22 protein-coding genes are annotated in these 26,511 nt (G+C 74.8%); 12 read left to right on the top strand and 10 right to left on the bottom strand.

Annotated features, from left to right (window positions below; genetic code table 11):
- Nucleotides 1-51: 51 nt before the first annotated feature.
- Nucleotides 52-528: an NUDIX domain-containing protein gene (locus ASD33_RS23150; RefSeq protein WP_056564544.1), complete on the top strand. Its 477-nt coding sequence runs from the start codon at nucleotides 52-54 to the stop codon at nucleotides 526-528.
- Between the two features lie 62 nt (nucleotides 529-590).
- Nucleotides 591-836, top strand: coding sequence for a hypothetical protein (locus ASD33_RS23145; RefSeq protein WP_056563745.1), 246 nt, complete (start codon nucleotides 591-593; stop codon nucleotides 834-836).
- 23 nt (nucleotides 837-859) lie between these two features.
- On the opposite strand, the gene ASD33_RS23140 is transcribed toward ASD33_RS23145, so the two are convergent.
- Together ASD33_RS23140 and ASD33_RS23135 are read right to left on the bottom strand one after the other, a co-directional pair.
- Entirely contained in the window at nucleotides 860-2,110 is a 1,251-nt protein-coding gene (locus tag ASD33_RS23140) for a cytochrome P450 (protein ID WP_056563742.1), read from the bottom strand.
- Between the two features lie 91 nt (nucleotides 2,111-2,201).
- Nucleotides 2,202-4,247 carry an NAD-binding protein gene (locus ASD33_RS23135; protein ID WP_056563739.1) on the bottom strand — a complete coding sequence of 682 codons (2,046 nt, stop codon included), beginning with the start codon at nucleotides 4,245-4,247 and terminating at the stop codon, nucleotides 2,202-2,204.
- Between the two features lie 462 nt (nucleotides 4,248-4,709).
- Here ASD33_RS23135 and ASD33_RS23130 point away from each other — a divergent pair, with 462 nt between their 5' ends.
- The gene (locus ASD33_RS23130; protein ID WP_056563736.1) at nucleotides 4,710-5,954 is read left to right on the top strand and encodes a serine hydrolase; all 1,245 of its coding nucleotides are present in this window, start codon (nucleotides 4,710-4,712) and stop codon (nucleotides 5,952-5,954) included.
- 169 nt (nucleotides 5,955-6,123) lie between these two features.
- Nucleotides 6,124-6,738, top strand: a complete 615-nt coding sequence (locus ASD33_RS23125; RefSeq protein ID WP_056563732.1) for a DUF6058 family natural product biosynthesis protein — start codon at nucleotides 6,124-6,126, stop codon at nucleotides 6,736-6,738.
- A 34-nt stretch (nucleotides 6,739-6,772) separates the two neighbouring features.
- Here ASD33_RS23125 and ASD33_RS23120 read toward each other — a convergent pair whose 3' ends face one another.
- Complete coding sequence (locus ASD33_RS23120; RefSeq protein ID WP_056563729.1) at nucleotides 6,773-9,154, bottom strand: excinuclease ABC subunit UvrA; 2,382 nt, start codon at nucleotides 9,152-9,154, stop codon at nucleotides 6,773-6,775.
- A 184-nt stretch (nucleotides 9,155-9,338) separates the two neighbouring features.
- Nucleotides 9,339-9,581: a DUF5133 domain-containing protein gene (locus ASD33_RS23115; RefSeq protein WP_056563726.1), complete on the bottom strand. Its 243-nt coding sequence runs from the start codon at nucleotides 9,579-9,581 to the stop codon at nucleotides 9,339-9,341.
- Nucleotides 9,582-9,724: 143 nt separating this feature from the next.
- On the opposite strand from ASD33_RS23115, the gene ASD33_RS23110 reads away from it, so the two are divergent.
- Nucleotides 9,725-10,762, top strand: a complete 1,038-nt coding sequence (locus ASD33_RS23110) for an NAD-dependent epimerase/dehydratase family protein (RefSeq protein ID WP_056563724.1) — start codon at nucleotides 9,725-9,727, stop codon at nucleotides 10,760-10,762.
- Nucleotides 10,763-10,810: 48 nt separating this feature from the next.
- Here ASD33_RS23110 and ASD33_RS23105 read toward each other — a convergent pair whose 3' ends face one another.
- Nucleotides 10,811-11,671: a glutathione S-transferase C-terminal domain-containing protein gene (locus ASD33_RS23105; RefSeq protein ID WP_056563722.1), complete on the bottom strand. Its 861-nt coding sequence runs from the start codon at nucleotides 11,669-11,671 to the stop codon at nucleotides 10,811-10,813.
- A gap of 732 nt (nucleotides 11,672-12,403) precedes the next feature.
- On the opposite strand from ASD33_RS23105, the gene ASD33_RS23095 reads away from it, so the two are divergent.
- The 4 genes from ASD33_RS23095 (at nucleotide 12,404) to ASD33_RS23080 (ending at nucleotide 16,497) form a co-directional block, all read left to right on the top strand.
- Nucleotides 12,404-12,859 carry an Rrf2 family transcriptional regulator gene (locus ASD33_RS23095; protein WP_056563715.1) on the top strand — a complete coding sequence of 152 codons (456 nt, stop codon included), beginning with the start codon at nucleotides 12,404-12,406 and terminating at the stop codon, nucleotides 12,857-12,859.
- A 157-nt stretch (nucleotides 12,860-13,016) separates the two neighbouring features.
- Complete coding sequence (locus ASD33_RS23090) at nucleotides 13,017-14,330, top strand: acyl-CoA dehydrogenase (RefSeq protein ID WP_056563712.1); 1,314 nt, start codon at nucleotides 13,017-13,019, stop codon at nucleotides 14,328-14,330.
- 161 nt (nucleotides 14,331-14,491) lie between these two features.
- The gene (locus ASD33_RS23085; RefSeq protein WP_056563709.1) at nucleotides 14,492-15,364 is read left to right on the top strand and encodes a universal stress protein; all 873 of its coding nucleotides are present in this window, start codon (nucleotides 14,492-14,494) and stop codon (nucleotides 15,362-15,364) included.
- A 152-nt stretch (nucleotides 15,365-15,516) separates the two neighbouring features.
- A complete protein-coding gene (locus tag ASD33_RS23080) occupies nucleotides 15,517-16,497 on the top strand; it encodes a CAP domain-containing protein (RefSeq protein WP_056563706.1) in 981 nt (326 codons plus the stop codon).
- Between the two features lie 31 nt (nucleotides 16,498-16,528).
- Here the strand turns inward: ASD33_RS23080 and ASD33_RS23075 are convergent, their stop codons facing one another.
- The 4 genes from ASD33_RS23075 to ASD33_RS23060 all read right to left on the bottom strand — a co-directional run bounded on the left by ASD33_RS23075 (nucleotide 16,529) and on the right by ASD33_RS23060 (nucleotide 21,929).
- Nucleotides 16,529-18,100 (bottom strand): sigma-70 family RNA polymerase sigma factor, encoded by a 1,572-nt coding sequence (locus tag ASD33_RS23075; protein WP_056563703.1) that lies wholly within the window; start codon nucleotides 18,098-18,100, stop codon nucleotides 16,529-16,531.
- Between the two features lie 98 nt (nucleotides 18,101-18,198).
- On the bottom strand, nucleotides 18,199-18,489 hold the full coding sequence (locus ASD33_RS23070) for a hypothetical protein (RefSeq protein ID WP_056563701.1): 291 nt from the start codon (nucleotides 18,487-18,489) through the stop codon (nucleotides 18,199-18,201).
- 95 nt (nucleotides 18,490-18,584) lie between these two features.
- Entirely contained in the window at nucleotides 18,585-20,810 is a 2,226-nt protein-coding gene (locus ASD33_RS23065) for an NADP-dependent isocitrate dehydrogenase (protein WP_056563698.1), read from the bottom strand.
- Between the two features lie 45 nt (nucleotides 20,811-20,855).
- On the bottom strand, nucleotides 20,856-21,929 hold the full coding sequence (locus tag ASD33_RS23060; RefSeq protein WP_056563695.1) for a phosphatase PAP2 family protein: 1,074 nt from the start codon (nucleotides 21,927-21,929) through the stop codon (nucleotides 20,856-20,858).
- A 135-nt stretch (nucleotides 21,930-22,064) separates the two neighbouring features.
- Between ASD33_RS23060 and ASD33_RS23055 the strand changes: the two genes are divergently transcribed.
- Complete coding sequence (locus ASD33_RS23055) at nucleotides 22,065-22,313, top strand: hypothetical protein (RefSeq protein WP_056563693.1); 249 nt, start codon at nucleotides 22,065-22,067, stop codon at nucleotides 22,311-22,313.
- Nucleotides 22,314-22,392: 79 nt separating this feature from the next.
- Here ASD33_RS23055 and ASD33_RS23050 read toward each other — a convergent pair whose 3' ends face one another.
- Entirely contained in the window at nucleotides 22,393-24,234 is a 1,842-nt protein-coding gene (locus tag ASD33_RS23050) for a glycoside hydrolase family 15 protein (RefSeq protein ID WP_056563690.1), read from the bottom strand.
- A 154-nt stretch (nucleotides 24,235-24,388) separates the two neighbouring features.
- Here ASD33_RS23050 and ASD33_RS23045 point away from each other — a divergent pair, with 154 nt between their 5' ends.
- Entirely contained in the window at nucleotides 24,389-25,195 is an 807-nt protein-coding gene (locus ASD33_RS23045) for a glycosyltransferase family 2 protein (RefSeq protein ID WP_056563687.1), read from the top strand.
- A gap of 561 nt (nucleotides 25,196-25,756) precedes the next feature.
- On the top strand, nucleotides 25,757-26,506 hold the full coding sequence (locus tag ASD33_RS23040) for a glycosyltransferase (protein WP_056563684.1): 750 nt from the start codon (nucleotides 25,757-25,759) through the stop codon (nucleotides 26,504-26,506).
- Nucleotides 26,507-26,511 lie beyond the last annotated feature (5 nt).

Below are 26,511 nucleotides of genomic sequence, written 5' to 3'. Positions count from 1 at the left end.
AGCTGTGCCGACGCGCTGCGGCGGGTGGGCCGTTCGGTCAGACTGGGGGTCATGCCGGACAAACGCAGCGCGGGTCTCCTGGTCTTCCGTCGTACGGCGGACGGGGGCGTCGACGTGCTCATCGGTCACATGGGCGGGCCCTTCTGGGCCTCCCGCGAGCAGGCCGCCTGGTCCATTCCCAAGGGCGAGTACGCGGCGGACGAGACCCCGGAGGCCGCCGCCCGCCGGGAGTTCCAGGAGGAACTGGGCCTGCCGGCGCCCGAGGGCGCCTGGCTGGACCTCGGTGAGTCCCGTCAGCGCGGCGGGAAGCTCGTGACCGTCTGGGCCGTCGAGGGGACCCTCGACCCGGCCGCGATCGTGCCGGGCACCTTCACCATGGAGTGGCCGCCCCGGTCCGGCGTCCGGGGCGAGTTCCCGGAGATCGACCGGGTGGGCTGGTTCACCCCGGAGGCTGCCGCTCCGCTGCTCGTCGAGGGGCAGCGGGTGTTCCTGGAACGGCTGGTGGAACGGCTCGACAGCCGGGGCTGAGCCCGATTGTCAGACCCATACGAGAGGGTGGTGAGCGCCGAACTGTCGAGAGGGAGCCCGACATGACCACGATCACCGCCACCGAACGCAGGGCGGCCCAGGCGTACCTGCGGCTGCTCGAATCCACCCGGGCCGTGCTGACCGACCCCCAGCTGGCCCCGTACGCCGGGGTGATGCTCACCCGTCCGATGGCCGAGGCGGACGAGGCGCTCCGGGCGGCGGGCTTCGCGGGGAACGAGGACCGGCTGCTGCGGGTCGTCTCGTCCCTGCGGGACTCCCCCGCGACCGCGTGGGGCCGCACCGGCTGAGCCGGCGGGCCCCGCACGGTCCGTCAGCGGCCGGGCCGGACGGGGAGCGCGCGGACGCTGTTGCCCACGAAGCCGGAGTGGCGGGGCAGCTCGGACTCGGGGACGGCGAGGTCCAGGTCCGGGAAGCGGGTGAAGAGCGCCTCCAGAGCGACGGTCGCCTCCAGCCGGGCGAGCGGGGCGCCCAGGCAGTAGTGGGGGCCGTGGCCGAGCGAGAGGTGCTTCGCCGTCGTCGTACGGGTGAGGTCGAAGCGGTCGGCGTCCGGGCCGTGGGCCCCGGTGTCCCGGCCCGCCGCCGAGTATCCGGCCAGGACGGGGGTGCCCCGGGGGATCAGGGTGCCGTCGACCGTCAGGTCGCGGGTGGGGTAGCGGAAGGGGAAGTAGCTGACCGGGCTGTCCCAGCGGAGGGTCTCCTCGACCACGTCCGCCCAGCCGGCCCGGCCCTCCTGGACCAGGGCGAGCTGGTCGCGGTGGGCGCAGAGCGCCCGGACCGCGTTGGTGACCAGGTTCAGGGTGGTCTCGTGCCCGGCGATGATCATCAGCAGCAGGGTGCCGATCAGCTCGGGCTGGCTCAGCCGGACGCCGCCCTCGTCGCGGGCGACGAGCAGGGCGCTGGTGAGGTCGTCGCCGGGGGCGGCGGCCTTCTCGGCCGCGATGGCGGCGAGGAGTTCGACGAGCTCCCGGTTGGCGGCGACGGCGCGGGCGGGCTCGGTGTCGGTCGCGACGACCAGGCTGGAGAGGTGGTGCAGCCGGTCCTGGTGGGCCGGGTCGACGCCGAGGAGTTCGCAGATGACGCCGAGCGGCAGCGGAAGGGCGTAGTTCCGGCGCAGGTCCGCGACGCCGTCGCCGGCGTCGGCGGCCGCGGCGAGTCCGTCGAGCAGTCCGGCGGTGACGGCCTCGACGCGGGGGCGGAGTTCCTCGACGCGGCGGGCGGTGAAGGCGCTGCTGACCAGGGTCCGCAGCCGGCGGTGGTCGGCGCCGTCCGCCGTGGTCATGCCCGGCACGGTGGCGAAGGTGCGCAGGGGCCAGCCGTCGGGTATCCGGCCGTCGGTGAGGGCGGTGAAGTGCTGGGGGCCCTTGGCGACCTCGGGATGGGAGAGGAAGTCGCGCAGGGCGTCGTGGCCGAGTACCGCCATGCCCTCGATCCCGCCGGGGAGGACCACCGGGGCGACGGCGCCTTCGGCGAGCAGCCGGGCGTTGTCGGCGTGCGGGCAGCCGCCCGCCGGGTCCAGGCGGTACGGGGACCGGCCGGGGGCGGCGCTGTGCGGTGTGCTCACGGAGGGAACTCCTGACTGCGGGGCGGGTGGGGGCCGGGCCGGGGTGCGGGCGGCTGGGGGCCAGGCGTTCGAGCGGTCAGATCCTACGGTCTCAACCCCGCTCCGGCCGCGCCGAGTTGCCCGTGGCCCCCTCCTCGTCCCCGCGGCCGTCCGAAGCGCCTCTGCCGAGGAGTTCGGCCAGGCCCCGGCGGGTCGCGGCCACCACGACGCGGTCGTCCGGTCCGAGGACCCGCTCCGGGTCCAGACGCCAGCCCTGGCGCCGGTCCGAGCCGCCGGAGCGCGAGCCCGGCCCCGTACGGGCGGCGGTTGCGGCGCGCGACTCCGTACGCACCCCGGCTCCCGCGCGTGAGCCCGGTCCCGTACGCGCGACCGGGCCGGCCGGGGCTCCGGACGCCGGTCCGGTGCGGTCCAGGGCGATCACCCGCCACGAGCCCGCGCGGAAGGCGTCGGCCACGGTCAGGCCGTCGAGCAGCGGGTGGTCCGCCACGTCCACGGCGGCGAAGAGGAGGACCCTGCGCTCGACGGGGATGGCGCCGAGCACCCGGCGGCCCAGCATGGCGCCCGCGAAGGCGGGGGCGGCGAGGTGGGAGACGCTGCGGCTGCGGGTCAGGGCGGCGGGATGGGCGGTGCGCAGGGTGCGGAAGACGGCGGTCGCGAAGTCGTCGTCGTACAGCCGCAGGACCACCCGGAGGTCGGGGGTGACGGCGCGGGCGGAGAGCGCCGCCTCCAGGTTGGTGATGTCGACGCTGGTGAGGGCGAGCAGCGCGTGTGCCCGGTGGATGCGGGCGGCCTCCAGGACGCCCTCCTCCGTGACGTCGCCGATGACGGTGGGCACGCGCAGTCGGCGGGCGACCGCGATGCCCCGGGCCTCCGGGTCGGACTCGACGCACACCACGGGGATGTTCAGCTTGCGCAGCCGGGCGAGGACGCGTGTGCCGACCTTGCCGAGCCCGAGGAGGACGACATGGCCGGAGAGCCCGCGGGGCGGGCGGCGCAGGGTGGTCGCCGTACGGAAGGTGCCGAGGCCTTCGAGGAGGGCGGCGACGATCACCGGCAGCAGGAGCAGTCCGACGAACCCGGCGAGGATCTGGAGCACCTGACGGCTGGTCGGCTCCCCGACGGCCGGGTCCCCGATGGCGAAGATGTCCAGGAGCGTCAGATAGGCGGCGTGCAGCGGGTGGTCGCCGGTGGTGAACGTGGAGGCGAGGGCCAGCGCGAGGACGGCGGCGGCCGCTCCGCTCAGGGACCAGCGGAGCCGGCGGGAGAAGAGGGACGCGACGGGGAGCGCGGAGGCGGCGAGGCGGCCGGCGGGCACGGCGGGACCCGCCGGGGTGACCGCTTCGAGGGTGACGGCGGCGCGGCCGGTGGCGGCGGCGACCGTCCGGTCGTCGGGCAGCAGGCGCGGGCCTTCCTCGCCGCTGCGTTCGGAGCCCTCGCAGCCCGCCGGGTCCCCGGCCGTGGCGGAGAGCAGGGCGAGCGTGCAGAGGCCCGGGTCGGGGGCCTCGCCCGCGGCCGGCAGCCGCTCGACGGCGTGCAGGAGGAGACCGCCGGCCTGGACCACCTTGCTGGTGCCCGCGACGGCCGCCGCGGCGAGACCGGGGGCGGCGGTGTCGACATCGGAGAGGACGGTGGTGGCGGCGTCGAGCTTCTCGGGGTCGATGCCGGGTTCGGCGACGGCGGCGGCCTGGTCGAGGAGGGTTTCGAGATGCTGTCCGAGCTTGTGGTTGTAGAGCCGGATGACCAGCCGGAGCCCGGGGTTGAGGCGGCGGGCGGTGAGCGCCGCCCGGATGTTGGTCTCGTCGTCCTCGTGGACGAGGGCGAGCGCGGCGGCCCGCTCCACGCCCGCGTCCGTCAGGGCCCGGTCGTCGGCCTCGGCCGCCTCCACGACGCGCAGGGCGCCGGTGGGGTCGGCGCCGTCACCGCCTCCGGCGCCCGCGCCGGCCGTGGTGGGGACGGTGGTACGGGCGACGGCGGCGGTGACCCGCCCGAAGAGGGCGAGGGCCCGCCCCGCGCGGGCGACGGTCGTGCGGGGCGCGTCGGGCCGTGCCGGGACCAGGAGCGTGACCCGCTCCCCGTACACCTCGTGCAGTTCGCCCGCGAGGCGATGGGCGAGCGCGTCGTCCCCACAGACGATCATGTGCCCGGCGGGGGCACCTCGGAGCTGCCGCTCGGACCGGAAGGCGGGCGCGCCGAAGGGGCCGCCGCCGGGGGCGCCGGGGGACCTCGCGGGTCCGGGGACCGCCCGGGGGGCCGGCGCCGGCGGGGTCTCGGCCGGAACGGCGTTGCTCTGGTGGAGGTATGAGGGCACGTCACAAGGATGCCCTGCGCCACCGACAACGGGACGGCGGGCCGTTCCGGAGCGGTGGGGAACGGTACGGAGGCGGCCGGGAGCCGGCCGAGGCGCGGGGCTGGTGACGCGTCGGACGGCACGGGGTGGCGACGCGTCAGGCGACGCCGGGTGGTGGCACGTCAGGCGACGCCGGGTGGTGGCACGTCGAGCTGCGCGGGGCGCCCGGCGCCATACCCGTACGCCACACCCGCTACGCCGGTCGGCGCACTCCGATCTGCGCGTCCGACGAGCCGTTCCTACGGTGGCTGAATGATCGTCACGTCAGCTGTCCGTCATGCCGCCGCCGGTTCCGCGGCGCTGCTGTTCGTGCTGCCCGTTCCGGCGGCCGCGGCGTCCTCCGTCACCCCCGCCTCCTCGGTCACCTCCGCCTCCTCCGTCGGGGAGCCGACGCCGCCCGCGCGGCAGCACGTCGACCCGGCGCGGCTCGACCGGAAGGGCACGCAGGTGCAGCCGCTGCCGGGCGCGCCCGCCGTGCCCTCGGTCTCCGCCCTGTCGTGGGTGGTGGCCGACGCCTCGTCGGGCGAGGTGCTCGCCGCACGGGACGCACACCGGAAGCTGCCCCCGGCCAGCACGCTGAAGACGCTGTTCGCCCTCACCGCGCTCCCCCACCACGAGCCGTCCGAGCGGCACACCGTGGCCGATGCCGAGCTGACCGGGATCGGGGACGGCAGCAGCCTGGTCGGGGTGAAGGAGGGGTACACGTACAAGGTCTCCGACCTGTGGAACGGGGTGTTCCTCAGCTCGGGGAACGACGCCGTGCACGTCCTGGCCTCGATGAACGGCGGCTGGGAGTCGATGACCCGGCAGATGCAGGAGAAGGCCCGGTCCCTGGGCGCGCACGACACGCACGTGGTGTCGCCCGACGGGTACGACGCGCCGGGGCAGGTCTCCTCCGCGTACGACCTGGCCCTCTTCGGCCGGACGGGCCTCCAGGACCCGGCGTTCACCCGGTACTGCTCGACGCCCTACGCGGACTTCCCCGCGGGCACCTGGTCGTACGGCATCGCGAACACCAACCGGCTGCTCACGGGCGCGGACGGGGTGGCCCGCTACCCGGGGCTCCTCGGCATCAAGAACGGCTACACGAGCAACGCGGGCAACACCCTGGTCTCCGCCGCCCGTCGGGACGGCAGGACGCTGGTCGTCTCGGTGATGAACCCGCAGGACGGCGGCGGGTTCACGGTGTACGAGGAGGCCCGCGAGCTGCTCGACTGGGGCTTCGCGTCGGCCGGGCGCGTACGGCCGGTGGGCTCGCTCCTTCCGGAACGGGTGAAGGCCGCGGCCGAGGCGGGCACCCGCGCGGTGTCGGTGACCCGGGACGGCGGCGGGGGCGCGGACGGTTCGACGCCCCGGGCCGGAGCGGTGGCCGCCGCGGACGGGGAGGAGCCCTCGGGCGCGTCGGCCGGACTTCCGCTGGCCCTCGTCGGCTCGGCCTGCGCGGCCGCCCTGGCGCTGTGGGGCCTGCGGCGCAGGGCGGCCCGCCGGGCGGGCTGATCGCGCGGACGGACGGTCGTCCCACGGACCGCCGGTCGTGCGGTGCCACTGGAGGCATCGGACCGGGTCGTGTCGGCCACGGTTCGGCGGGCGCCGTACGGTCCGGCTTCTAGCCTGCAGGGACGCCGTCCGGGAGGGCCTCGGACGGCCTTCCCCGGGGAGTGGTGTGATGACGGACCGGACGCTGGTACGGCGGATCGCGGAGCGGTTCCGCGAGGTGAACGGCGACCATCCGATGACCGCGGCCGACGACGCGTACGTCACCGGACAGTTCGTCGCCCTGGAGGCGCTGTGCGCCTCGCGCTGCCGGGACGCCGACGAAGCCCGGCGGCTGATGCTGGCGGGGCTGCTTCCGCTGCCGGGCTATCTGCGCTCGGACGGCACGGAGATGGTGCCGTGTGACCTGTTCCGGCTCACCGAGGCGGCGGGCGGATCCGACCGGCTGCGTGCCTGGTTCACCGGGCACTGGGAGGACGGGGAGCGGGGCGAGGCGGAGTGGAGGGCGTATCTGAGCGGACAGTACGTCTGTCTGCACAGCGTCACTCCGGCGCACATCCGCAGGAAGGACGAGCTGGCGACCGGGATCGCCGGGACTCTGGAGAGCGCCCCTGCCGATCCCTCTCCGGAGTGGCGTGCCGCCCTCCACGCGCGGGTGGACGAGCTCGATGCCCTGGAACCGGCGTTCACGGCGTACGACCGGCTACGGTTCGGCGGCCCCACCTCGCGGGACACGTGCGTGGACAGGCCCCGGGTCCTGTTCCCGGCCGGCGGCCCGGGGGTGTGAACCACCGGGCCGCCGCTCAGGTCCGCCCTCCCGGTCACGCCCCCACGTACGCCGCCAGGTGTTCGCCGGTGAGGGTCGAACGGGCGGCCACGAGGTCCGCCGGGGTGCCCTCGAAGACGATGGTGCCGCCGTCGTGGCCGGCGCCGGGGCCCAGGTCGATGATCCAGTCGGCGTGGGCCATGACCGCCTGGTGGTGCTCGACGACGATGACCGACTTGCCGGAGTCCACGAGGCGGTCGAGCAGCCCGAGGAGCTGCTCGACGTCGGCGAGGTGCAGGCCGGTGGTCGGCTCGTCGAGGATGTAGACGCCGCCCTTGTCGCCCATGTGCGTGGCCAGCTTGAGGCGCTGCCGCTCGCCGCCGGACAGGGTGGTGAGCGGCTGTCCGAGGCTGAGGTAGCCGAGGCCGACGTCGGCGAGCCGGGCGAGGATGCGCTGCGCGGCCGGGGTCTTCGCCTCGCCGTCGGCGAAGTACTCCTCGGCCTCCGCGACGGACATCGCGAGGACCTCGCTGATGTCACGGCCGCCGAGGAGGTATTCGAGGACGGAGGCCTGGAACCGCTTGCCCTCGCAGTCCTCGCAGGTGGAGGAGACGCCGGCCATCATGCCGAGGTCGGTGTAGATGACGCCCGCGCCGTTGCAGGTGGGGCAGGCGCCCTCGGAGTTGGCGCTGAACAGCGCGGGCTTCACGCCGTTGGCCTTGGCGAAGGCCTTGCGGATCGGGTCGAGCAGTCCGGTGTACGTCGCGGGGTTGCTGCGGCGCGAACCGCGGATCGGGCTCTGGTCGATCGACACGACGTCGTCCCCCGCGGGCAGGGAGCCGTGCACGAGGGAGCTCTTGCCGGAGCCGGCGACGCCGGTGATGACGGTGAGCACCCCGAGCGGGACGTCCACGTCGACGTCGCGCAGGTTGTGGGTGCCCGCGCCCCGGATCTCCAGCTTTCCGGTCGCCTTCCGCACGCCGTCCTTGACGGAGGCCCGGTCGTCGATGTGGCGGCCGGTGACGGTGCCCGACGTCCGCAGCCCTTCGACGGTGCCCTCGAAGCAGACGCTGCCGCCCGCCGTGCCGGCGCCGGGGCCGAGGTCGACGACGTGGTCGGCGATGGCGATCGTCTCGGGCTTGTGCTCGACGACGAGCACGGTGTTGCCCTTGTCGCGGAGCTGGAGCAGCAGCTCGTTCATCCGCTGGATGTCGTGGGGGTGCAGGCCGACGGTGGGCTCGTCGAAGACGTAGGTGACGTCGGTGAGGGAGGAGCCGAGGTGCCGGATCATCTTGACGCGCTGCGCCTCGCCGCCGGAGAGCGTGCCGGCGGGCCGGTCGAGGGAGAGGTAGCCGAGGCCGATCTCGACGAAGGAGTCCAGGGTCAGCTGGAGCGCGGTGAGCAGCGGTGCCACCGAGGGCTCCGACAGGCCCCTGACCCATTCGGCGAGGTCGCTGATCTGCATCGCGCAGGCGTCGGCGATGCTGATCCGCTTGATCTTCGAGGCCCTGGCGCCCTCGGCGAGGCGGGTGCCTTCGCACTCGGGGCAGGTGGTGAAGGTGACGGCCCGCTCGACGAAGGCCCGGATGTGGGGCTGCATGCCCTCCTTGTCCTTGGCCAGGAACGACTTCTGGATCCGGGGGATGAGCCCTTCGTACGTCATGTTGATGCCCGCGATCTTCATGCGGGTCGGCTCGTGGTGGAGGAAGTCCTTCAGTTCCTTCTTGGTGTACTTGCCGATGGGCTTGCCCGGGTCGACGAAGCCGGACTCGCTGTAGAGGCGGTAGTTCCAGCCGCCCGGGGTGTAGCCGGGGATGGTGAGCGCGCCGTCGTCGAGGGACTTCGTCTCGTCGTAGAGCCGGCTGAGGTCGATGTCGGAGACCGTGCCCCGGCCCTCGCAGTTCGGGCACATGCCGCCGGTGCGGTTGAAGCTGGCCTTGACGGTCGTCTTGGCGCCGCGCTCGACGGTGATCGCGCCGCTCGCCTTCACCGAGGGGACGTTGAAGGCGTAGGCGCTGGGCGGGCCGATGTGCGGCTTGCCGAGGCGGCTGAAGAGGATGCGGAGCATCGCGTTGGCGTCGGTGGCGGTGCCCACCGTGGAGCGGGGGTCGGCTCCCATCCGCTGCTGGTCGACGATGATCGCGGTGGTGAGGCCGTCGAGGACGTCGACCTCGGGGCGGGAGAGCGTGGGCATGAAGCCCTGGACGAAGGCGCTGTACGTCTCGTTGATCAGCCGCTGTGACTCGGCGGCGATCGTGTCGAAGACCAGAGAGCTCTTGCCCGAGCCGGAGACGCCGGTGAACACCGTGAGCCGGCGCTTCGGGATCTCGATGCTGACGTCCTTGAGGTTGTTCTCCCGTGCGCCGTGCACACGGATCAGGTCGTGCCGGTCGGCCGGGTGCGCCGCCTGCTCGTCCACCCTGGGGGCCTTGCTCATCGTCTCTCCACCTGTCGCGAGGGGCCGCACACGGACCGGCGCCGTCCCGTCGTGTCCGACGACGGGCGTATCGCGGGTCCGTGGCAGCCACGCTATAGGGCGGCGGGACGGCGACGCTTCTCGAATCCTGATCGGCCTCGTGATCCGCAGCCCGGCGGCCGTGACCGGCCTCCCGGCGGGTGGCTCAGGCGCCGGGGAGCCCTTCGAGGGCCTGCCGGGAGGCGGGGTGGCTCCCGCCGAGGTGGCGTTCGGCGGCGTGGACGGCTTCGCGGGCGGTCCGCTCGCCCATGAGGACGCACAGCGTGTACGCGGTGTCCTCGAAGCGCCGGCGGGCCGACAGGTCGCACGGCCTGGCCAGTACGGTCCGCTCCTGGGCGCGGTACTGCCGGAGCAGCCGGTCGACCGTGTTCCTGTCGGGCAGCAGCATGGGGAACTCCTGTCTCCTGAGTCGCTCCATACTCCCGGTCGTCGGCCACGCCCGCGACCGACACGGACACGCTGCGTGACGGGGCCGGTGCGGGGGGCCGGCCCGGGGTGCGGTTCCGCCGCCCATGGCGGAGGGTCGGAGACATGAACCCGAGCACGCTCTCGCGGGTGGTCGTGACCGGCGCCACCGGCAATGTGGGGACCAGCCTGGTCCGGGTCCTGGCCGGCGAGCCGCGCGTCGGCTCGGTCCTGGGTCTCGCCCGGCGCCGGCCGGAACTCGACCTCCCCGGGGTCGAGTGGGCCGAGGTGGACCTCTCCCGGGAGGGGGACGAGCCACGGCTCGCCGCGTACGTGGCCGAGGCGGACGCGGTGGTGCATCTGGCCTGGCGGTTCGGCCCGACCCACGATCCGCTGGAGACCTGGCGGACGAACGTGCTCGGCGCGGTGCGGGTCTTCGACGCGGTCGCGGCGGCGCGGGTGCCGGTCCTGGTGCACGCTTCCTCGGTGGGGGCGTACTCCCCAGGCCCGAAGGGCGGCGCCCCGGTGTCCGAGGCATGGCCGACACACGGTTGGCCGGGGGCCGCGTACACCCGCGAGAAGGCGTATCTGGAGCGGGTCCTCGACACGTTCGAGCGGGATCACCCGCTGATCCGGGTGGTGCGGATGCGTCCGGCCTTCCTCTTCAAGGAGGAGTCGGCGAGCTCGCAGCGGCGGATCTTCGCGGGGCGGTTCTTCCCCGGCCAGCTGATGCGGCCCGATCTGCTGCCGCTGCTCCCCGAGTTCGAGGGGCTGCGCTTCCAGGTCCTGCACACCGAGGACGCGGCCGAGGCCTACCGCCGGGCGCTCCTGCGGGACGTCCGGGGCGCGTTCAATCTGGCCGCCGAGCCGGTGATCGACGCGGCGGCCCTGGGCGAACTGCTGAAGGCCCGGCCGGTGCGGGTGCCGGCGGGCGCCGTGCGGGGTGCCCTGTCCGCGGCGTGGCGGCTCCGGCTCGCCCCGGCCTCCCCGGGGCTCTTCGACGCGCTGCGGCAGATGCCGCTGCTGGCGACCGAGCGGGCCCGCAGGGAGCTGGAGTGGGAGCCGTCGCGGAGTTCGCTGGAGGCCCTCGACGCGTTCCTGCGCGGGGTCCGCGCGGGCGCGGGCGACGCCACGGGGCCCCTGGCGGGTCATCGGATCGGCTGAGCCGCGCCCGGCGCCGGACCGGCATCGTCCGCCCGGGCGCGGCGGGTGTCAGCGGGCGGTGGCGGGCCAGTCGACGAGGCGGATCGCGGCGCCCGCCGCCTCGCGGCCCCGGCAGTGGGCGCGGTGGCGGCGCAGGACGGCGTCGACGTCGAGACAGCGGCTGAACTCGGGGCGGGCGGCGAGCCGTCGGGCGTACGCCCACAGGGCCGGGTGTCCGGCGACGCGGTCCATCGCGGCGGCGTCCAGGTGCCAGCGGTGGACGGTGTCGAGCTGGACCAGGGTGGTCCAGACGTGGACGTCCGCGGCGGTCGGCGCGTCGCCGAGCACGTAGGGGGTGCGGGCGAGGCGGCGTTCCAGGGAGCCGAGGGCCGCGAAGAGGACGGTGAGCGGGTCGCGGTGGGCGGCCTCGCCGTCGATCCCGAGTTCGCCGGCGTGCTGGGCGGCCCGGTTGACGCTGCGTTCGCACAGGTCGGCGACGGCCTCGATGGCGTCCCGGTGTTCCTCGGGCAGCAGGTCGGGGCCTTCGCCGCGGAAGCGGAGGGCGAGGTCGCGCAGGATGTCGGGGGCGTGGGTGCTGACGATCCGTCCGGTCCAGCGGTCGCTGAGGACGGGCGCGGCGGCGGGTCCGGTGTAGAGGTGGGCGCTCGCCTCGTACAGCGGGCGGAGCGCGGCGTATCCGCCGTCGGGCGTGCCGGGGGTCTCGGGGAGGGCGGTGAGGGGGAGCGTGTCGTCGAGTCCGAGGAGGCTGTGGGTGAGGGCGATCCTCAGACAGTCGGGGGCGGAGGGCGCGACGTGGAGGCGATAGCGGTGCGGTGCGGCGTAGTGGCCGCTGCGCACGTCGCGGCCGATGCGGCCGCGGAAGGCGGGGACGGCGGAGGCGGGCAGCAGCGAGGACGGGACGACGGACATGCTTCTCCCTTGAGGGTGCTCGGTGCTGGGCCGGGCGGCGTGCGAGGGCGCCGGTCGCGGACGGGCGACGGTGGCGCGGGCGGCACGGGGTCCGGGGGCAGCAGGGGTACGGGAAGGAGGAGGCGCGGGCCTGATCGGCGGGGCGGGATCGGCGGGGCGTTCCGGCCGGACGGGGACCTCGCACGGCGCGGGTGTCCCCTACGGCGGACGGGGACCTCGCACGGTGTGTGTCCCCTACGGCGGACGGGGACCTCGCCCAGCGCGTGCACCTCGTGACGGCGGACGGGCGTCTCAGCCTGTGGGACGGACACCCCGGCGGGACCGGGCCGGGGACCCGAAGCGGGCCTCGAACCGGGACCGACCGCGCGCGACGGGCCGGTGCGCCCCGGGGCCGCGGAGCCGACACGCCGGGAGGTGCCCCTCGCGCGGCGGACTCGCCGCGCTGCAGACCCGCAGCAGGTCGATGTGGCGGCGCGAGGTGAGGTGGGGCAGGGAGCGCGGGAGGTGCGCGGCGGTCGCGGTGTCCCGCCGGCCGGTGCGTCCCATGGTTCCCTACCTGTTCGCTCGGGTTTCCCGCCCCTTGAGTGTCGGACCGGCCGGGTGCGGCGTCAAGGGTGCGGAACGCGCCGCCGCACCAGGGGCGTCGGTACGGTCTCCGCGGGCACGCCCGACCGGACCCCCTGCCCCGCCCGGTCGCACCACCCCGTCCCGCCCGTGCGGAATAATGCGCGCATGCGCATTTCAGCCAGGGCCGACTACGCGGTACGGGCCGCCCTCCAGCTCGCCGCGGCCCAGGACGCGGGGCCGCTGAAGGCCGAGGCCATCGCCGACGGCCAGGGCATCTCGCACAAGTTCCTGGAGAGCATCCTCGGCGACATGCGCAAGGGCGGCCTCGTACGGAGCCAGCGCGGCGGCAACGGCGGGTACTGGCTGGCGGCGCCCGCCGAGACGATCTCGGTCGCGGACGTCATCCGCTGCGTGGACGGCCCCCTGGTCTCCGTACGCGGGGAACGGCCGCCGGACCTGTCCTACACCGGACCCGCCGAGTCGCTGCTGCCCCTGTGGATCGCCCTGCGGGCCGGTGTCCGCCAGGTGCTCGGCGTCTCGCTCGCGGAGGTGGCGGCGGCCCGGCTGCCGGAGGGGATCGTGGAGCTCACGGAGGACCCGGAGGCCTGGACCAACCCCTGACCGTCGGGGCCAACTCTCCACCACCTGCGGCGACTTGCCACCGTCTCGCGGATCAGGACGACCTTGTCCAGCCCATGGACGCCCCTTGGGGCGGAGGGACCACCTCTGCCACTATCCCTACTGGTCCACTGGGGATTCATGAATCAGGTGAGGTGACGTGAGTACGCCGAGGAAATCGCCGAAGAGACCAGCGGCACGCACCCCTTCCGCACCTGTCCACCGGCTCGCTGACGACGACTTCTGGCCCCGCGTCACCCGTGAGCTCGCCGACGACCTCGCCGTCGACGCGCTCGCCAGGGACAGGGCGGGCAAGGCGCCGTTCGACGAGGTCGCCCGGCTCCAGGAGGCCGGGCTGCCCGCCCTGCTCACGGCCCCCGGGCCGGACCGCCGGGGCGCCGACTGGCGGGCCGCCTGCGCGGTCGTACGGGAGATCTCCGCCGCCGACAGCTCCGTGGGCGAACTCCTCGCCCACCACTACGCGCTCTCCTGGACCAGCCGCTTCCTCGACCCGGTCCACGGGTCCGGGAGCCCGCTCGACGCCCGCACCGCCGAGGAGCACTGGCTGCTCGCCGGGGGCGTCGAACCGCCCCGCTCCGAGACCGGCCCCGGTCTCGCGCTCACCCCGGCGGGCGACGGAGGGGGCGGCTGGATCCTCGACGGAAGCCGTACGTTCGCCTCCGCCGTCGCCGTGGCCGACCGGCTGGTCGTCGGGGCGCGCCCCGACGGAGCCGGCGACCTGCTCGTCGTCCTGGTGGACCCCGCCGCGCCCGGGGTGTTCACCGAGCCCGGGGCGGAGCGGGTCGGCCAACGGCTCGCCGGGGCGGGCACCGTGACCTTCGACCGGGTGCCCGTCGCACCCGGGCAGGTCCTCGGGACGCTCCCCCACGACGAGCACGCCGTCGCCCCCTTCTCCACCCTCGCCCCGCTCGCCCTGCGGCTCCTCCTGGTCCATGTCGGCCTCGGGATCGCCGAGGGAGCACTCGCCGAGGCCCGGGACATCAGCCGGGCCGGACAGGCGGGGCCGCCCCCGTCCGGCGGGGCGGACCGCCCCGCCTCGGGCGGCTCCGTACCGGCCGGCGCCGGGGACGATCCGTATCTACTGCTCGCCTACGGGGAACTGGCGACGGCCGCGCACGCCGCCGCCGCGGTGGTGGAACGGGCGACGGACGCCCTGACGCGCGGCCTGCTCGCCGCGTGGACGCTCGGGGTTGAGGAACGGGCCGACATCGCGGTCCTGGTGGCCGCCGCCGAGACGGTCGCGGGCCGGGCGGCCGTCCACATCACCACCCGCGTCCTGGAACTCGTCGACGGGACGGCGGGCGCCGAACCCCGGACCGGCGGCCCCGGCTTCGACCGCTTCTGGCGCAACGCCCGTACCCTCACCGCCCCCACCCAGGCGGCCCACCGGCTGCGGGACATCGGCGACCACTACCTCAACGGGACCCACGCCCGGCTCACCCTGCTCGCCTGACGGCGGGGCCGGACCGCGGGGCCGCCAGAGGTACGAAGGGCCGGACGGACCGGCATGTCGGGACGTCCGGCCCTCTCGCCGGGCGGCCGATGGGCCCAAGCTGGAGGGAGGAGGGCCCGACCACCGGGCGGGCCCGTCACCGCACCGACGGAGGCAGCCTGATGAGTCGTGAGATCGTCGCAGGAGTGGACGGTTCCCCGGAGAGTCTCGCCGCGGCCGACTGGGCCGCCCGCGAGGCCCTCCACCGGGGGCTCCCGCTACGGCTCGCCCACGCCTGGCGCTGGGGACCGCTCGACCTCCCACTGGTCCAGGACCGTGCCACCCAGGAGCGGGCCGCGGAAGCGGTGCTGCGCGAGGCGGAGGCCACCGTCGCCGGGCGGCACCCCGGCCTCGCGCTCTCCGCCGAGGTCCTTCCCGACACGCCGGTCGCCGCGCTGCTCGGCGCCGAGAAGCACGCCGAGATGCTCGTCATCGGCTCGCGCGGGCACGGCGCCGTCGCCGGCTTCCTGCTCGGCTCGTACGGCCAGCAGGTCATCGCCGGCGCCACCCGCCCCGTCGTGGCCGTCCGCACCCGCGACGGCGAGCCGGCCGAACCGCCCACCGGACACGTGCTCGTCGGCCAGCTCGGCAGCCCCGAGGACAGCGCCGCCGCCCTCGGCTTCGCCTTCGCGACCGCCGCCGCGCGCGGAGCGTCCGTCCGGGCCGTCCGGGCGTGGAGCCTGCCGCCGCTCTACGCGTACAGCCCTGCCTCCATGCGGCTCGCCGACGAGGCGGGCGGGCTCGTCCCGTACGAGGAGAAGGCCCTGCGCGAGGCCCTCGCGCCCTGGTGCGAACGGTACCCGGACGTCCCCGTGACCGAGCACGTCGAGCTCGGCAGCGCCGGCCAGGTGCTGCTCTCCGGCTCCGGGGCCGCGCAGCTCCTCGTGGTCGGCCGGCGCGCCGAGCGGGGGGCCGTCGGACCTCGGATCGGTTCCGTGGCGCACGCGGCGCTGCACCTCGCCCCGTGTCCGGTGGCGGTGGTTCCGCAGGGCTGAAAGGGTGCCGGAAGGACGGACGCGTCGGGTTGACGCGTCAGGTTGACGAGGTGTGTCGGGGCGGCCGGGTCCGGAAAGTGTTATCGCCGTCGCCCCGGTGGCTCTCCCCAGCGCCGGACCGTCCGGCGACCACGGCGAGAGAGCGGAGCTCCATGCGGCACCACGACCACCACGACGACCCCGGCCACCCCCGGATCCCCGAACACGGCCCGCACCCCGACTCCTTCGCGTGGGGCGTCCCCCCGCGGGACTCCGCACCGGATGCCGTCGCGGAGGAGGGGTCGGCGGCGCCGGCGGGCCGGCACCGCAAGGGCGGCGGTGCGCGGCGGCGTCCGGCACGCCGGACGCCGTTCCGTACCGGCGTGACCGTCGCCGGGGCCGCGGCGGCCGTGCTGACGGTCGCGACGGGGGTGTACGTGGCCTCCGGTGACTCCGGTCCCCCGGTCGCCGGGCCCTCCGCCGTCGCGCCGGTCGCGCCGTCCGGGGCCGCCGGCGCCGGGGATCTGTCCGCCGCTTCGGAGACCGTACGGGAGGCGACCCCCTCCCCCCGGCCCCCGGCCGCGACCGCGACCGCCCCGACGCCCGCTCCCCACCGGGCCGGTACCACGCCGCCGCGCACGGATCCGGCGTCGCGCCCGAAGGCCGACTCGAAGGGACAGCGGGAGGAACGGGCGCCCGTACGGCCCCCGGAGCGGCAGCCGGAGCAACAGGCTCCGGCCACCGGGGCGGAGGCGCCCGCGGGGAAGGCGGACCGATTCGTCCAGGACGTCGTCGCCCTCGCCAACGCCGAGCGCGAGAAGGCCGGCTGCGGGCCGCTCCGCGCCGAGAACCATCTGCGGACCGCCGCGCAGGCGCACGCCGACGACATGGCGGCCAGGGACTACTACGAGCACGACACTCCGGAGGGGCGGGACGCCGGTGACCGGATGAGCGGTGCCGGATACGCGTGGTCGACCTGGGGCGAGAACATCCACCGCGGGCCGAAGACCCCGGAGCTGGCGATGGAGGACTGGATGGAGAGCCCCGGCCACCGGGCGAACATCCTCAACTGCTCCTTCAAGGACATCGGCGTCGGGGTGACCCTGACCGCCAACGGCCCCTGGTGGGTGCAGGACTTCGGGGCCAAGCGGTAGCGGACGGCGCCCCGCCGGCGGTCCCCGCGCCTCAGTGCGCGGGGGCCGCCAGCTTCTGCACCCAGATCGTGCCGCGGGGACCGGGGACCGACGCCACCCCGGTGTCGCGGTAGCGGCAGTCGAGCATGTTCTCCTCGTGCGCCGCGCCGTCCGTCCAGTCGTCGACGACCGAGGCGGGGTCGGTGGTCCCCCGGTCCAGGTTCTCCGCCCAGGCGCTCCAGTCGTATCCGGCGGCGGTGATCCGCGCGTCCGCGAAGTCGCCCTCGGGACTGGCGTGTCCGTAGTAGCCCCGGGCGGCCATGTCACGGGCGTGGGCGCGGGCCGCGCCGGAGAGCCGGGAGTCGACGCGGAGCGGCGCGCAGCCCGCCGCGGCCCGCAGTCTGTTCACGAGTCCGGTCACCTGCTCCTCGGCGCTCGGCGCGGGAGGTACCGGGCTCGGGGACGCGGGAGGCGCGGAGGTGGGGGCGGGCCGGTGGGCGGTGACCGTCGGCCGCGGAGCCGGGGCCGGTGCCGGGGCGGACCAGGTCGGGACCGGCGTTCGGGTCGCCGGGGGCGCGGCGGGCGCCACGCGCGCGTGGGGCTCCGGGGGTACGAGCAGGGCGACGGCCCCGAGCACGGCGACGGCCGCCGCGCCGGCGAGGACGGAGCGCCGGACCGGCGTCCACCGACCACCGGGGCCGGTGGGCGGCTCCGGCGGCACGCCCCGCGTGAGGGACCCGAGCGGTACGGGCTCCACCGGCCTCCCCTGCCCCGCCGGCCCCACCGGCACGGCGTGCCCGGCGGACTCCCACGCCACCGCCCCCGCCGACTCGCCGTGCGTGAACGTCAGCGCCAGCGGCGGGACGAGGCCGATGCCGACGAGGAGGCCCTCCACCGGGGCCAGGCCGCCGCGTCCGGCCGACGGTCCCGCGCACGCGGCGCAGGTCCGCAGGTGGCGGGCGACGCGTTTGCGCCAGAGCGGGGACGGCCGGCCGTCCCAGGCCGTGAGCGTCTCGGCGAGGTCCGGACACACCGGTGCGGCGTCCAGGGCGCGGACGACGGCCCGGCCGGTCTCCAGTCGCTCCTTCATCCGCTGGACGCGGACGGCGGCGTGCTGCGGGGAGATCCCGCCGAGCCCCTCCGCGAGTTCGGCGCGGGTCAGCTCGCCGGCGGCCTCCAGCCACCACAGCGCGAGGAGTTCCCGGTCGTCCCCGTCGAGCCAGCGGGTCGCGCGCGCGACCTCGCGGCGCTGCCCGGAGAGGCCGAGCCTGAGGATGGTGAGTTCGGTGAAGTCGCCGGCCGGATCGGCGAGGTCGGCGGCCCGGTCGAGGCCGGGCACGGGGTCCTGGCGCTGTTCGCGCCAGCGGCGGCGTATCCCGTTCATGGCGATGGCGACGAGCCAGGACCTGAAGCGGGCCGGGTCGCGGAGACCGGTCAGACCGTCCAGGGCGCGGACCATCGTCTCCTGGACGATGTCGTCCGTGTCGGCGTGGCCGTCGAGGGCCCGCCCGACGATGTTGTGGACGAGGGGCAGGTACGCGCGCACCAGCGCGTCCCTGGCGTGCGCGTCACCGGCCCTCGCCGCCTCCACCAGTGCGGTGGTGCGGCGCTCGTCGCTGTGCATGGATCTGCTCCCTCATCCCTGGTCCGAGTCCCCCGTCGTTCGGAGACCCGTGGGCGCGGGAGGGATAACACTTCTCTGGGTGCCGGTCGCCTCGGCGGTCACAGCGGCGGGACGGGCAGGCTCGGGACCGTGGCCCCGTTCCCCTCCCGGACGGCTGCCACGACGGCGTCGTGGAGATCGCGGCTCTCCTCCTCCGATGCGCACGGAACGGGACTGCCCGACATGGTGAACCAGTCGGATGCGCCGCTGTACTGCACGGCCACGCGTGCTTCCCGGTCGGCCCAGGTCGTGTGCACGGTCAGATCTCCCGTGACCACGCCCGCCTCGTCGGTCAGCACCCCACCTCGCCCGGTGTAGACACCGGCGGTCGTCCAAGATGCCCAGCTCATCCATCCAGGTTCACACCCGGACGGCGGATGCGCCACCGACGGGACCGCCCCGGCCGGAAGGATTCCGGCCGGGGCGGTACGGGTCGTGCGCCGGATCAGACGAGGGACGCGACGGCCTCGTTGAAGGTGGCGGACGGGCGCATCACGGCCGCGGCCTTGGCCGGGTCGGGCTGGTAGTAGCCACCGATCTCGGCCGGGGAGCCCTGGACGGCGACGAGCTCGTCGACGATCTTCCGCTCGTTCGAGGCGAGGGTCTCGGCCAGCGGCGCGAAGGCCTTGGCCAGCTCCGCGTCCTCGGTCTGGGCGGCCAGCTCCTGGGCCCAGTACAGGGCCAGGTAGAAGTGGCTGCCGCGGTTGTCGATGCCACCGAGGCGACGGGTCGGCGACTTGTCCTCGTTGAGGAAGGTGCCGGTGGCGCGGTCGAGGGTGTCGGCGAGGACCTGGGCACGGGCGTTGCCCGTGGTGGTCGCGAGGTGCTCGAAGCTGGCGGCCAGGGCGAAGAACTCGCCGAGGCTGTCCCAGCGGAGGTAGTTCTCCTTGACGAGCTGCTGGACGTGCTTCGGGGCGGAGCCGCCGGCGCCGGTCTCGAAGAGGCCGCCGCCCGCCATCAGCGGGACGACCGACAGCATCTTGGCGCTGGTGCCCAGCTCCAGGATGGGGAAGAGGTCGGTCAGGTAGTCACGGAGGACGTTGCCGGTGACGGAGATGGTGTCCTCGCCGCGGCGGATGCGCTCCAGGGAGAACGTGGTCGCGTCGACCGGGGACAGGATCTTGATGTCCAGGCCCTCGGTGTCGTGCTCCGGCAGGTACTGCTTCACCTTGGCGATCAGCTGCGCGTCGTGGGCGCGGGCCTCGTCCAGCCAGAACACGGCCGGGGAGCCGGTGGCACGGGCGCGGGTGACGGCGAGCTTGACCCAGTCCTGGATGGGCAGGTCCTTGGTCTGGCAGGCGCGGAAGATGTCGCCCTCGGCGACCTCCTGCTCCAGGACGACGTTGCCCTCGGAGTCGACGAGGCGGACGGTGCCGGCCTGCGCGATCTCGAAGGTCTTGTCGTGGGAGCCGTACTCCTCGGCCTTCTGCGCCATGAGGCCGACGTTCGGGACGGAGCCCATGGTCGACGGGTCGAAGGCGCCGTGGGCGCGGCAGTCCTCGATGACCGCCTGGTACACGCCGGAGTAGCTGTGGTCCGGCAGGACGGCGAGGGTGTCGGCCTCCTGGCCGTCCGGGCCCCACATGTGGCCGGAGGTGCGGATCATGGCCGGCATCGAGGCGTCGACGATGACGTCGGACGGCACGTGCAGGTTGGTGATGCCCTTGTCGGAGTCGACCATCGCCAGGGCGGGGCCGTCCGCGATCTCGGCCTCGAAGGAAGCCTTGATCTCGGCGCCGAGGCCGTGCGGGATGGCGTCCAGGCCGCCCAGAACGGTGCCGAGGCCGTCGTTCGGGGACAGGCCGGCGGCGGTGAGCACCTCGCCGTACTTGGCGAAGGTGGCCGGGAAGAAGGCGCGCACGACGTGGCCGAAGACGATCGGGTCGGAGACCTTCATCATCGTGGCCTTGAGGTGCACGGAGAAGAGCACGTCCTCGGCCTTGGCGCGGGCGACCTGCTCGCTGAGGAAGGTGCGCAGGGCGGCGGCGCGCATGACGGCGGCGTCGACGACCTCGCCGGCGATGACCTTCAGCGGCTCGCGGAGCTCGCTGACGGTGCCGTCGGCGGCGGTGAACTCGAACCGGAGGGTGTCGTCCTTCGCGATGACGGCGGACTTCTCCGTGGCGGCGAAGTCGTCCTCGCTCATCGTGGCGACGTTGGTCTTGGACTCGGAGGTCCAGGCGCCCATGCGGTGCGGGTGGGTCTTGGCGTAGTTCTTGACCGAGCCCGGGGCGCGGCGGTCGGAGTTGCCCTCGCGCAGGACCGGGTTGACGGCCGAGCCCTTGATCTTGTCGTAGCGGGCGCGGACGTCCTTGTCCTGGTCCGTCTGCGGGTCGTCCGGGTAGTCCGGGAGGGCGTAGCCCTGCGCCTGGAGCTCGGTGATCGCGGCCTTGAGCTGCGGGATCGACGCCGAGACGTTCGGCAGCTTGATGATGTTGGCGCCGGGCGTCTTGGCCAGGTCACCGAGCTCGGAGAGGGCGTCGGCGATGCGCTGGCCCTCCTCCAGGAACTCGGGGAAGACGGCGATGATGCGGCCCGCGAGGGAGATGTCCCGCGTCTCGACCGTGACGCCGGCCTGCGAGGCATACGCCTGGATCACGGGCAGGAACGAGTACGTCGCCAGGGCGGGCGCCTCGTCAGTGTGGGTGTAGATGATGGTCGAGTCAGTCACCAGGGTTCTCCAGCTCCACGTCTGCGTATGCGAGATTGCTCGACATCAAGATATCTCGTGATCGAGGTCCTCGGTAAAGGGCCCCACGAGCTCTCCGTCCTTCGGGACTCCGGCGGCCTCCACGAAGGGGCCGCCGAGACGGTACGGGGCCGCGGCGCCGTCGAGGTCGACACGGCGCAGCAGGGCGAGGGTGATCAGTCCCGAGGCCGCGACGACACCGGCGGCGAGCGCCTGTCCGCAGCGGTGGGCGAGGCGCAGCTCGGCGGGGTCGTAGGGGGCGGTGGCCGGGAGCGCGAGGGTGTCGCCGAGGAGCCAGAGGCCGATGCCGAGCCCGGCGGCGGCGAGCAGGGCGAGCGGCACGGTCACCGGGAGGCCGGGCAGGGCGGGTCCCCGGCGGGCGCCGCGGCGCACCTTGCCCTTGCGGGCGAGGACGGCGAGCAGTCCGCAGAAGACGGCGAGGACGACCAGGGCGGCGGCGATGACGTCGCCGGGCCGGTGCTGGCCGGCGGCGACGGTGTACGCGCCGACGGCGACGGCCCAGAGCGTCGCGGTGCCGACGGCGAGGCTGCGCAGCCGGTAGGGGACGACGAGGAGCAGGCCGAGGGCGACGCCCAGGGCGAGGGTGGTCTGCGCGCTGGGGAAGCCGCTGGGGACGAGGGCCCCGCCGGTGTCGACGAGCCGGGGGCGGGGTGCGTACCGCTGGAGGAGTCCGGTGACGGCGAGGGCGGTGACGACCGCACCGGCGGCGAGCCCGGTGGGGACGTACCGCTTGCGTATGAGGCCGATGGCGACCAGGAGGACGCAGCCGACGACGAGGGACAGGGTGGTGAGTCCGGCGAGGGAGGGGTGTTCGCGGAGCAGGGTGGCGGCGGTGGTGTCGGCGCGCCGGCCGGTCATGGCGGCGTCGCCCCAGCGGCGGCCGGTCGCGGTGAGCACGAGGCCGGCGTAGACGACGGTGAGGAGGAGGACGGCCCCGAGGCAGGCGCGCCGGGTCCGGGTGCGGACCCTGGCGCTGAACGATCCCGCGGCCTCGCCTGCCACGGCGGCGTACCACCAGGTGTCACCGGTCTCCAGCGGCCTCGGGGTGCCGCCCGCGCGGGGCCTGTCGTAGGAAGCCATGTCCCGATTCGAACCCAGGCGCGGCGGCCCCGCCCGCTGGACTCACCCGAACGACACGCCGAGGGCGGGAACCGGCCGGGCGGTGTGTGCGTCTGCTCGGAAGACCGCAGGCATTCTCCGGGGGGAGAGCTTCACATGTCGCTGCCGCGCAAGATCGGCATCGGGCTGGTCGTCCTGATCGCGTTCGGGTTCCTGGCGCCGAACGGCTGGTACGTCCTGGGCGCGATCGTGATCGTGCTGGTGATCGCCGCGTTCGTGGCCTTCGAGGCGATGAGCGAGTCGCACGACTCGCGCCGCCGGTACGAGGGCCGCCGCTTCCGTCCGGGCCGGGGCGGCGACGGGCGCTGGACCCTGCCGGACGAGGACCGGGGCCCCCGTCCGTGAGGTGACCCCCGGGTCGCTCCGGCGGCGTGTCCGTCGAGCGCCGTGCCCGTGGAGCGAGCCGCGGCGGTACGCCGCGCGGTCATGCCACGGCGAGGGGGCGGGCGGGGGTACGGTCCCGGCGCCGTGTGCCGTAGAGGGTGAACGCGGTGTTCACCAGCGCCACGTGACTGAGCGCCTGGGGGGTGTTGCCGAGCTGGCGGCCGGCCACCGGGTCCCATTCCTCGGCGAGCAGCCCGACGTCGTTGCGGATGTCGAGGACCCGCTCGAAGACCGCCCTGGCCTCCGCGGGCCTGCCGGTGAGGGCGAGGGCGTCGGCGTACCAGAACGTGCAGGCGACGAAGGCCCCTTCGGTTCCGACGAGGCCGTCGAGTTCGTGGGTGCCGCCGTCGCGGGTGTCGCCGTAGCGGCGCAGGAAGCCGTGGTCGTCGAGGCGTTCCATGGCCCGCACGGTGCCGAGGACCCGGGGGTCGTCGGCGGGGAGGAAGCCGAGCCGGGGGATCAGCAGGGCGGTGGCGTCGATCTGACGGCCGCCGTAGTACTGGGTGAAGGACTGCTGTTCCTCGCTCCAGCCCCGGGCGCAGATCTCCGCGCGCATGTCGCGGCGCAGGGACTGCCAGCGGCCGAGGGAGCCGCGCAGTCCGGCGACGCGGGCCAGCCGGACGGCCCGGTCGGCCGCGACCCAGGCCATCACCTTGGAGTGGACGAAGTGGCGGCGTGGGCCCCGGACTTCCCAGATCCCCTCGTCGGGTTCCTGCCAGCGTTCGCCGAGGTACTCCAGGAGCGAGGCGACCAGCGCCCAGGCGGGGGCGTCGAGGGCGACACCGGAGCGGACGGCCGAGTAGACGGTGCTGAGGACCTCGCCGTAGATGTCGAGCTGGAACTGCCCGACGGCCGCGTTGCCGAATCTGACGGGCTGTGAGCCCTCGTAGCCGGGCAGCCAGTCGGCGTGCGTCTCGGGCAGCCGCCGCTGGCCCTCGACCCCGTAGAGCGGCTGGAGATCGGCGGGGTCGCCCGCGACGGCGCGGACCAGCCAGTCCTTCCAGGCGAGCGCCTCCCGGCGGTAGCCGCCGCGCAGGAGGCAGGAGAGGGTGAAGGTGGAGTCGCGGAGCCAGCAGAAGCGGTAGTCCCAGTTGCGCGGCCCGCCGACGGACTCGGGGAGCGAGGCGGTGGCCGCGGCGACGACGCCGCCGGTGGGGGCGTACGTGAGGGCCTTGAGGGTGAGCAAGGAGCGGATGACGGCTTCGCGCGCGGGCCCTTCGTAGCGCAGGGCGGCGGCCCAGTCGTTCCAGAAGGCGAGGGTACGGGTGAGGGCGGCGTCGAGGCCGGCGGGCGGCGCGGCCGGGGGCGCGGGCAGGTGCGAGGGGCGCCAGCCGAGGACGAAGGCGACCCGCCGGCCGGCCGTGACGGTGAACTCGACGGTGGTGCGGTCCGGGGTGACGACCGGTTCCACGCCGGGCCCGCAGGAGAAGTAGGCGGCGTCCGGTCCGGCGACGGACGCGACGGTGCGGCGGTCCACCGAGCGGGTCCACGGCACGATGCTGCCGTGGTGGAACCTCACCCTCAACTCGCCCCGCATGTCCACCCGTCCGGCGATCCCCTCCACCAGCCGGACGATGCGCGGGGCGTCCTCGCGCGGTGAGCGCGGGGGCATGAAGTCCGTGACGCGGACGGTTCCGGAGCAGGATTCCCAGAAGGTGTCGAGGACGAGCGTGTCGCCCCGGTAACTCCTGCGCGAGCAGCGGGCGTCGCCGGCCGGGGCGAGCAGCCAGCGGCCGTGCCCGGGATCGCCGAGGAGGGAGGCGAGACAGGCGGGCGAGTCGAAGCGGGGGGCGCACCACCAGTCGACGGACCCGTCGGTCCCGACGAGCGCCGCCGTCTCCAGGTCACCGACGAGGGCGTAGTCTTCAATTCGCCCTGCCATGACCGGATTGTATGCCCATGGGGAGGCGCGCGCAGAAGCCACGGCGTTCCGGGGGGCGGGCGGAAGCGTCGCTCCGGCGGCGGCGCCTTGACGGCGTCACCCCCGGCGCAGGACGCTGGACGGGCGCGGGTTCGTCGCGCGGAAGGCCGTACCGATGAGTAGCGATTCGCATCCCCTGCGCCGGTCGACCGACCGGTCACCCGATCCCGGCACGCGGACGGTGAGCCTCGTACTGACGGTCCGACCCGAGGTCAGGGACCCCGGAGCGGTGCTGGCTCCGCTCCTCGGCCAACTTCCGTCGAGTGTCGGGGACGTGGTCCTGGTCGGTGCGCCGGCCGGTGACGGCGGGGGGCGCGGGGGGTTCCGCGAAGGGCTCACCGTGCGCGGGCTCGGTCCCTGGGACGCCGGCCGGGGCGACATCCCGCACGCGGGGCTGCGCGCGGCCACCGGGGAGTTCGTCGTCCTGATGGACGCCGACGGCAGCATGTCCCCGCACGAGATCCCGCACTTCCTGCACTACCTGGAGAGCGGTTACGACTTCGTCAAGGGATCGCGGTTCATCGCGGGCGGCGACTTCGCCGACTACCCGCTCTCGCGGCGGCTCGGGCACCGGGCCCTGCTGCGGGTCGCACGGCAGTTGTACGGGCAGCACCTGACGGATCTCTGGTACGGGTTCTGCGCGTTCCGGCGCACCTTCGTGGACCTGCTGGACCTGCGCGAGGACGGTGTCGAGCTCGGGGCGGAACTCGTCGCGCACGCGCTCCACTACGGGCTGCGCGTGGCCGAGGTCCCGAGCCTCGAACTGCCGCACCGCCACGGCCCGTCACACCCCCGCACGGTCCGTGACGGCGCGCGCATCCTCGGCACCCTGCTCGACGAACGGCCGCACAACGCGCTGTCCCGGCTCGCACACCGGCGACCCGGGCGCGCCGCCCGTGGTCCCGGCACCTCCTCCGGTTGACGAAGCGCTCGTAAGGGTGCTAACGGTGGAAACAGCACTATTTCTGGACAGACCCTCGGTAGGGTCGGTTGTCGGAAGAGGCTCGTCGTGACCTCCCTCTGCATCAGCCGAGCGCCGGTGGCATCCGCACCGCATCCCCTGCGGCGGATGACCGACTGGCCCCTCGCCGATGCCCGGCGCCGCTCGCCCCGCCGCTCCGCCCACCGCTCGGACACCCACCCGGCACGCCGGGCGTCCGACCGGGTCCGCGCCGCCGCCGTGCCCGCCCTCGACCGGACGCGCCGGCCGCACGTCGCCGGGCGCCGGCACCGGGGCCGTACGGCACGCACGCGCACCGCGCGACGCGACCGCGCCTCCGGAGAACCAGCCGAACCGGGCGAACCCGCCGAACCAGGCGAACCTGCCGCACCTGCCGCACCTGCCGCGCCTGCCGGATCCTCCGGGACCCTGACGTCCGCCGGACCGGCCGCGTCGCAGCGCCCCACCCGCCCCACCCCCACCGATCCCCCGCGCGCCCGTGCGCCCCGCGCCCCGCGCCTTGTCCCCAGGAGGCGAGGCGTGATGGCCGCCACCCACGCGCACGTACCGCTCCCCCGCCCGCTCGTCCGCCCGCCGGTGGAACTCGAACTGCTGATACCGGCCTTCAACGAGCAGCGCCGGCTGCCCTCCACCGTGGCCGCCACCCTCGACTACCTCGCCGGACGGCCCTGGTCCTCGGCGGTCGTCGTGGTCGACAACAACAGCGCCGACGGCACCCTCGACGTCCTGGAGCGCTTCGCCGGCTCCCCCGTCCCGGTCCACGCCATCGGGTGCAGCGACCAGGGCAAGGGCGCGGCGGTGCGGCGCGGGATCGAGACCTCCTCCGCCCGGTTCATCGGCTTCGCCGACGCCGACAACGCCACCCCCGTCGAGACCCTCGACCGGGTCATGGGGCTGCTGCGCGCCGGGCACGGCGCGGTCATCGCCTCACGGCACGCCCCCGGCGCGCGCCTCGCCGTCGAGCAGTCGGCGCTCCGGCGCGGCGGCGGCCTGATGTTCCGTACGCTCGCGCGGCTCTCGCTGCCCGGGGTGGCCGACACCCAGTGCGGGTTCAAGTTCTTCTCCGGTCCCCTCGCCCGCGCCGTCGCCCGCGACTGCCACGTCGACGGCTTCGCCTTCGACGTGGAACTGCTCGCCCACGTCGTGCGGGCCGGGCGGGACGTCGTGGAGGTGCCGGTGGTCTGGCACGACGTCCCCGGTTCGACGTTCTCGGCACGGCGCGACGGACTGCGCTCGATGGCCGATCTCCTGCGGATCTCGCTGGCCAGGTGATTCCC

Origin of the sequence: Streptomyces sp. Root1304, assembly GCF_001426405.1 — a bacterium.
In the GTDB taxonomy this organism is placed as follows: Bacteria; Actinomycetota; Actinomycetes; order Streptomycetales; family Streptomycetaceae; genus Streptomyces.
This window is presented reverse-complemented; position numbering and strand designations above follow the sequence as displayed.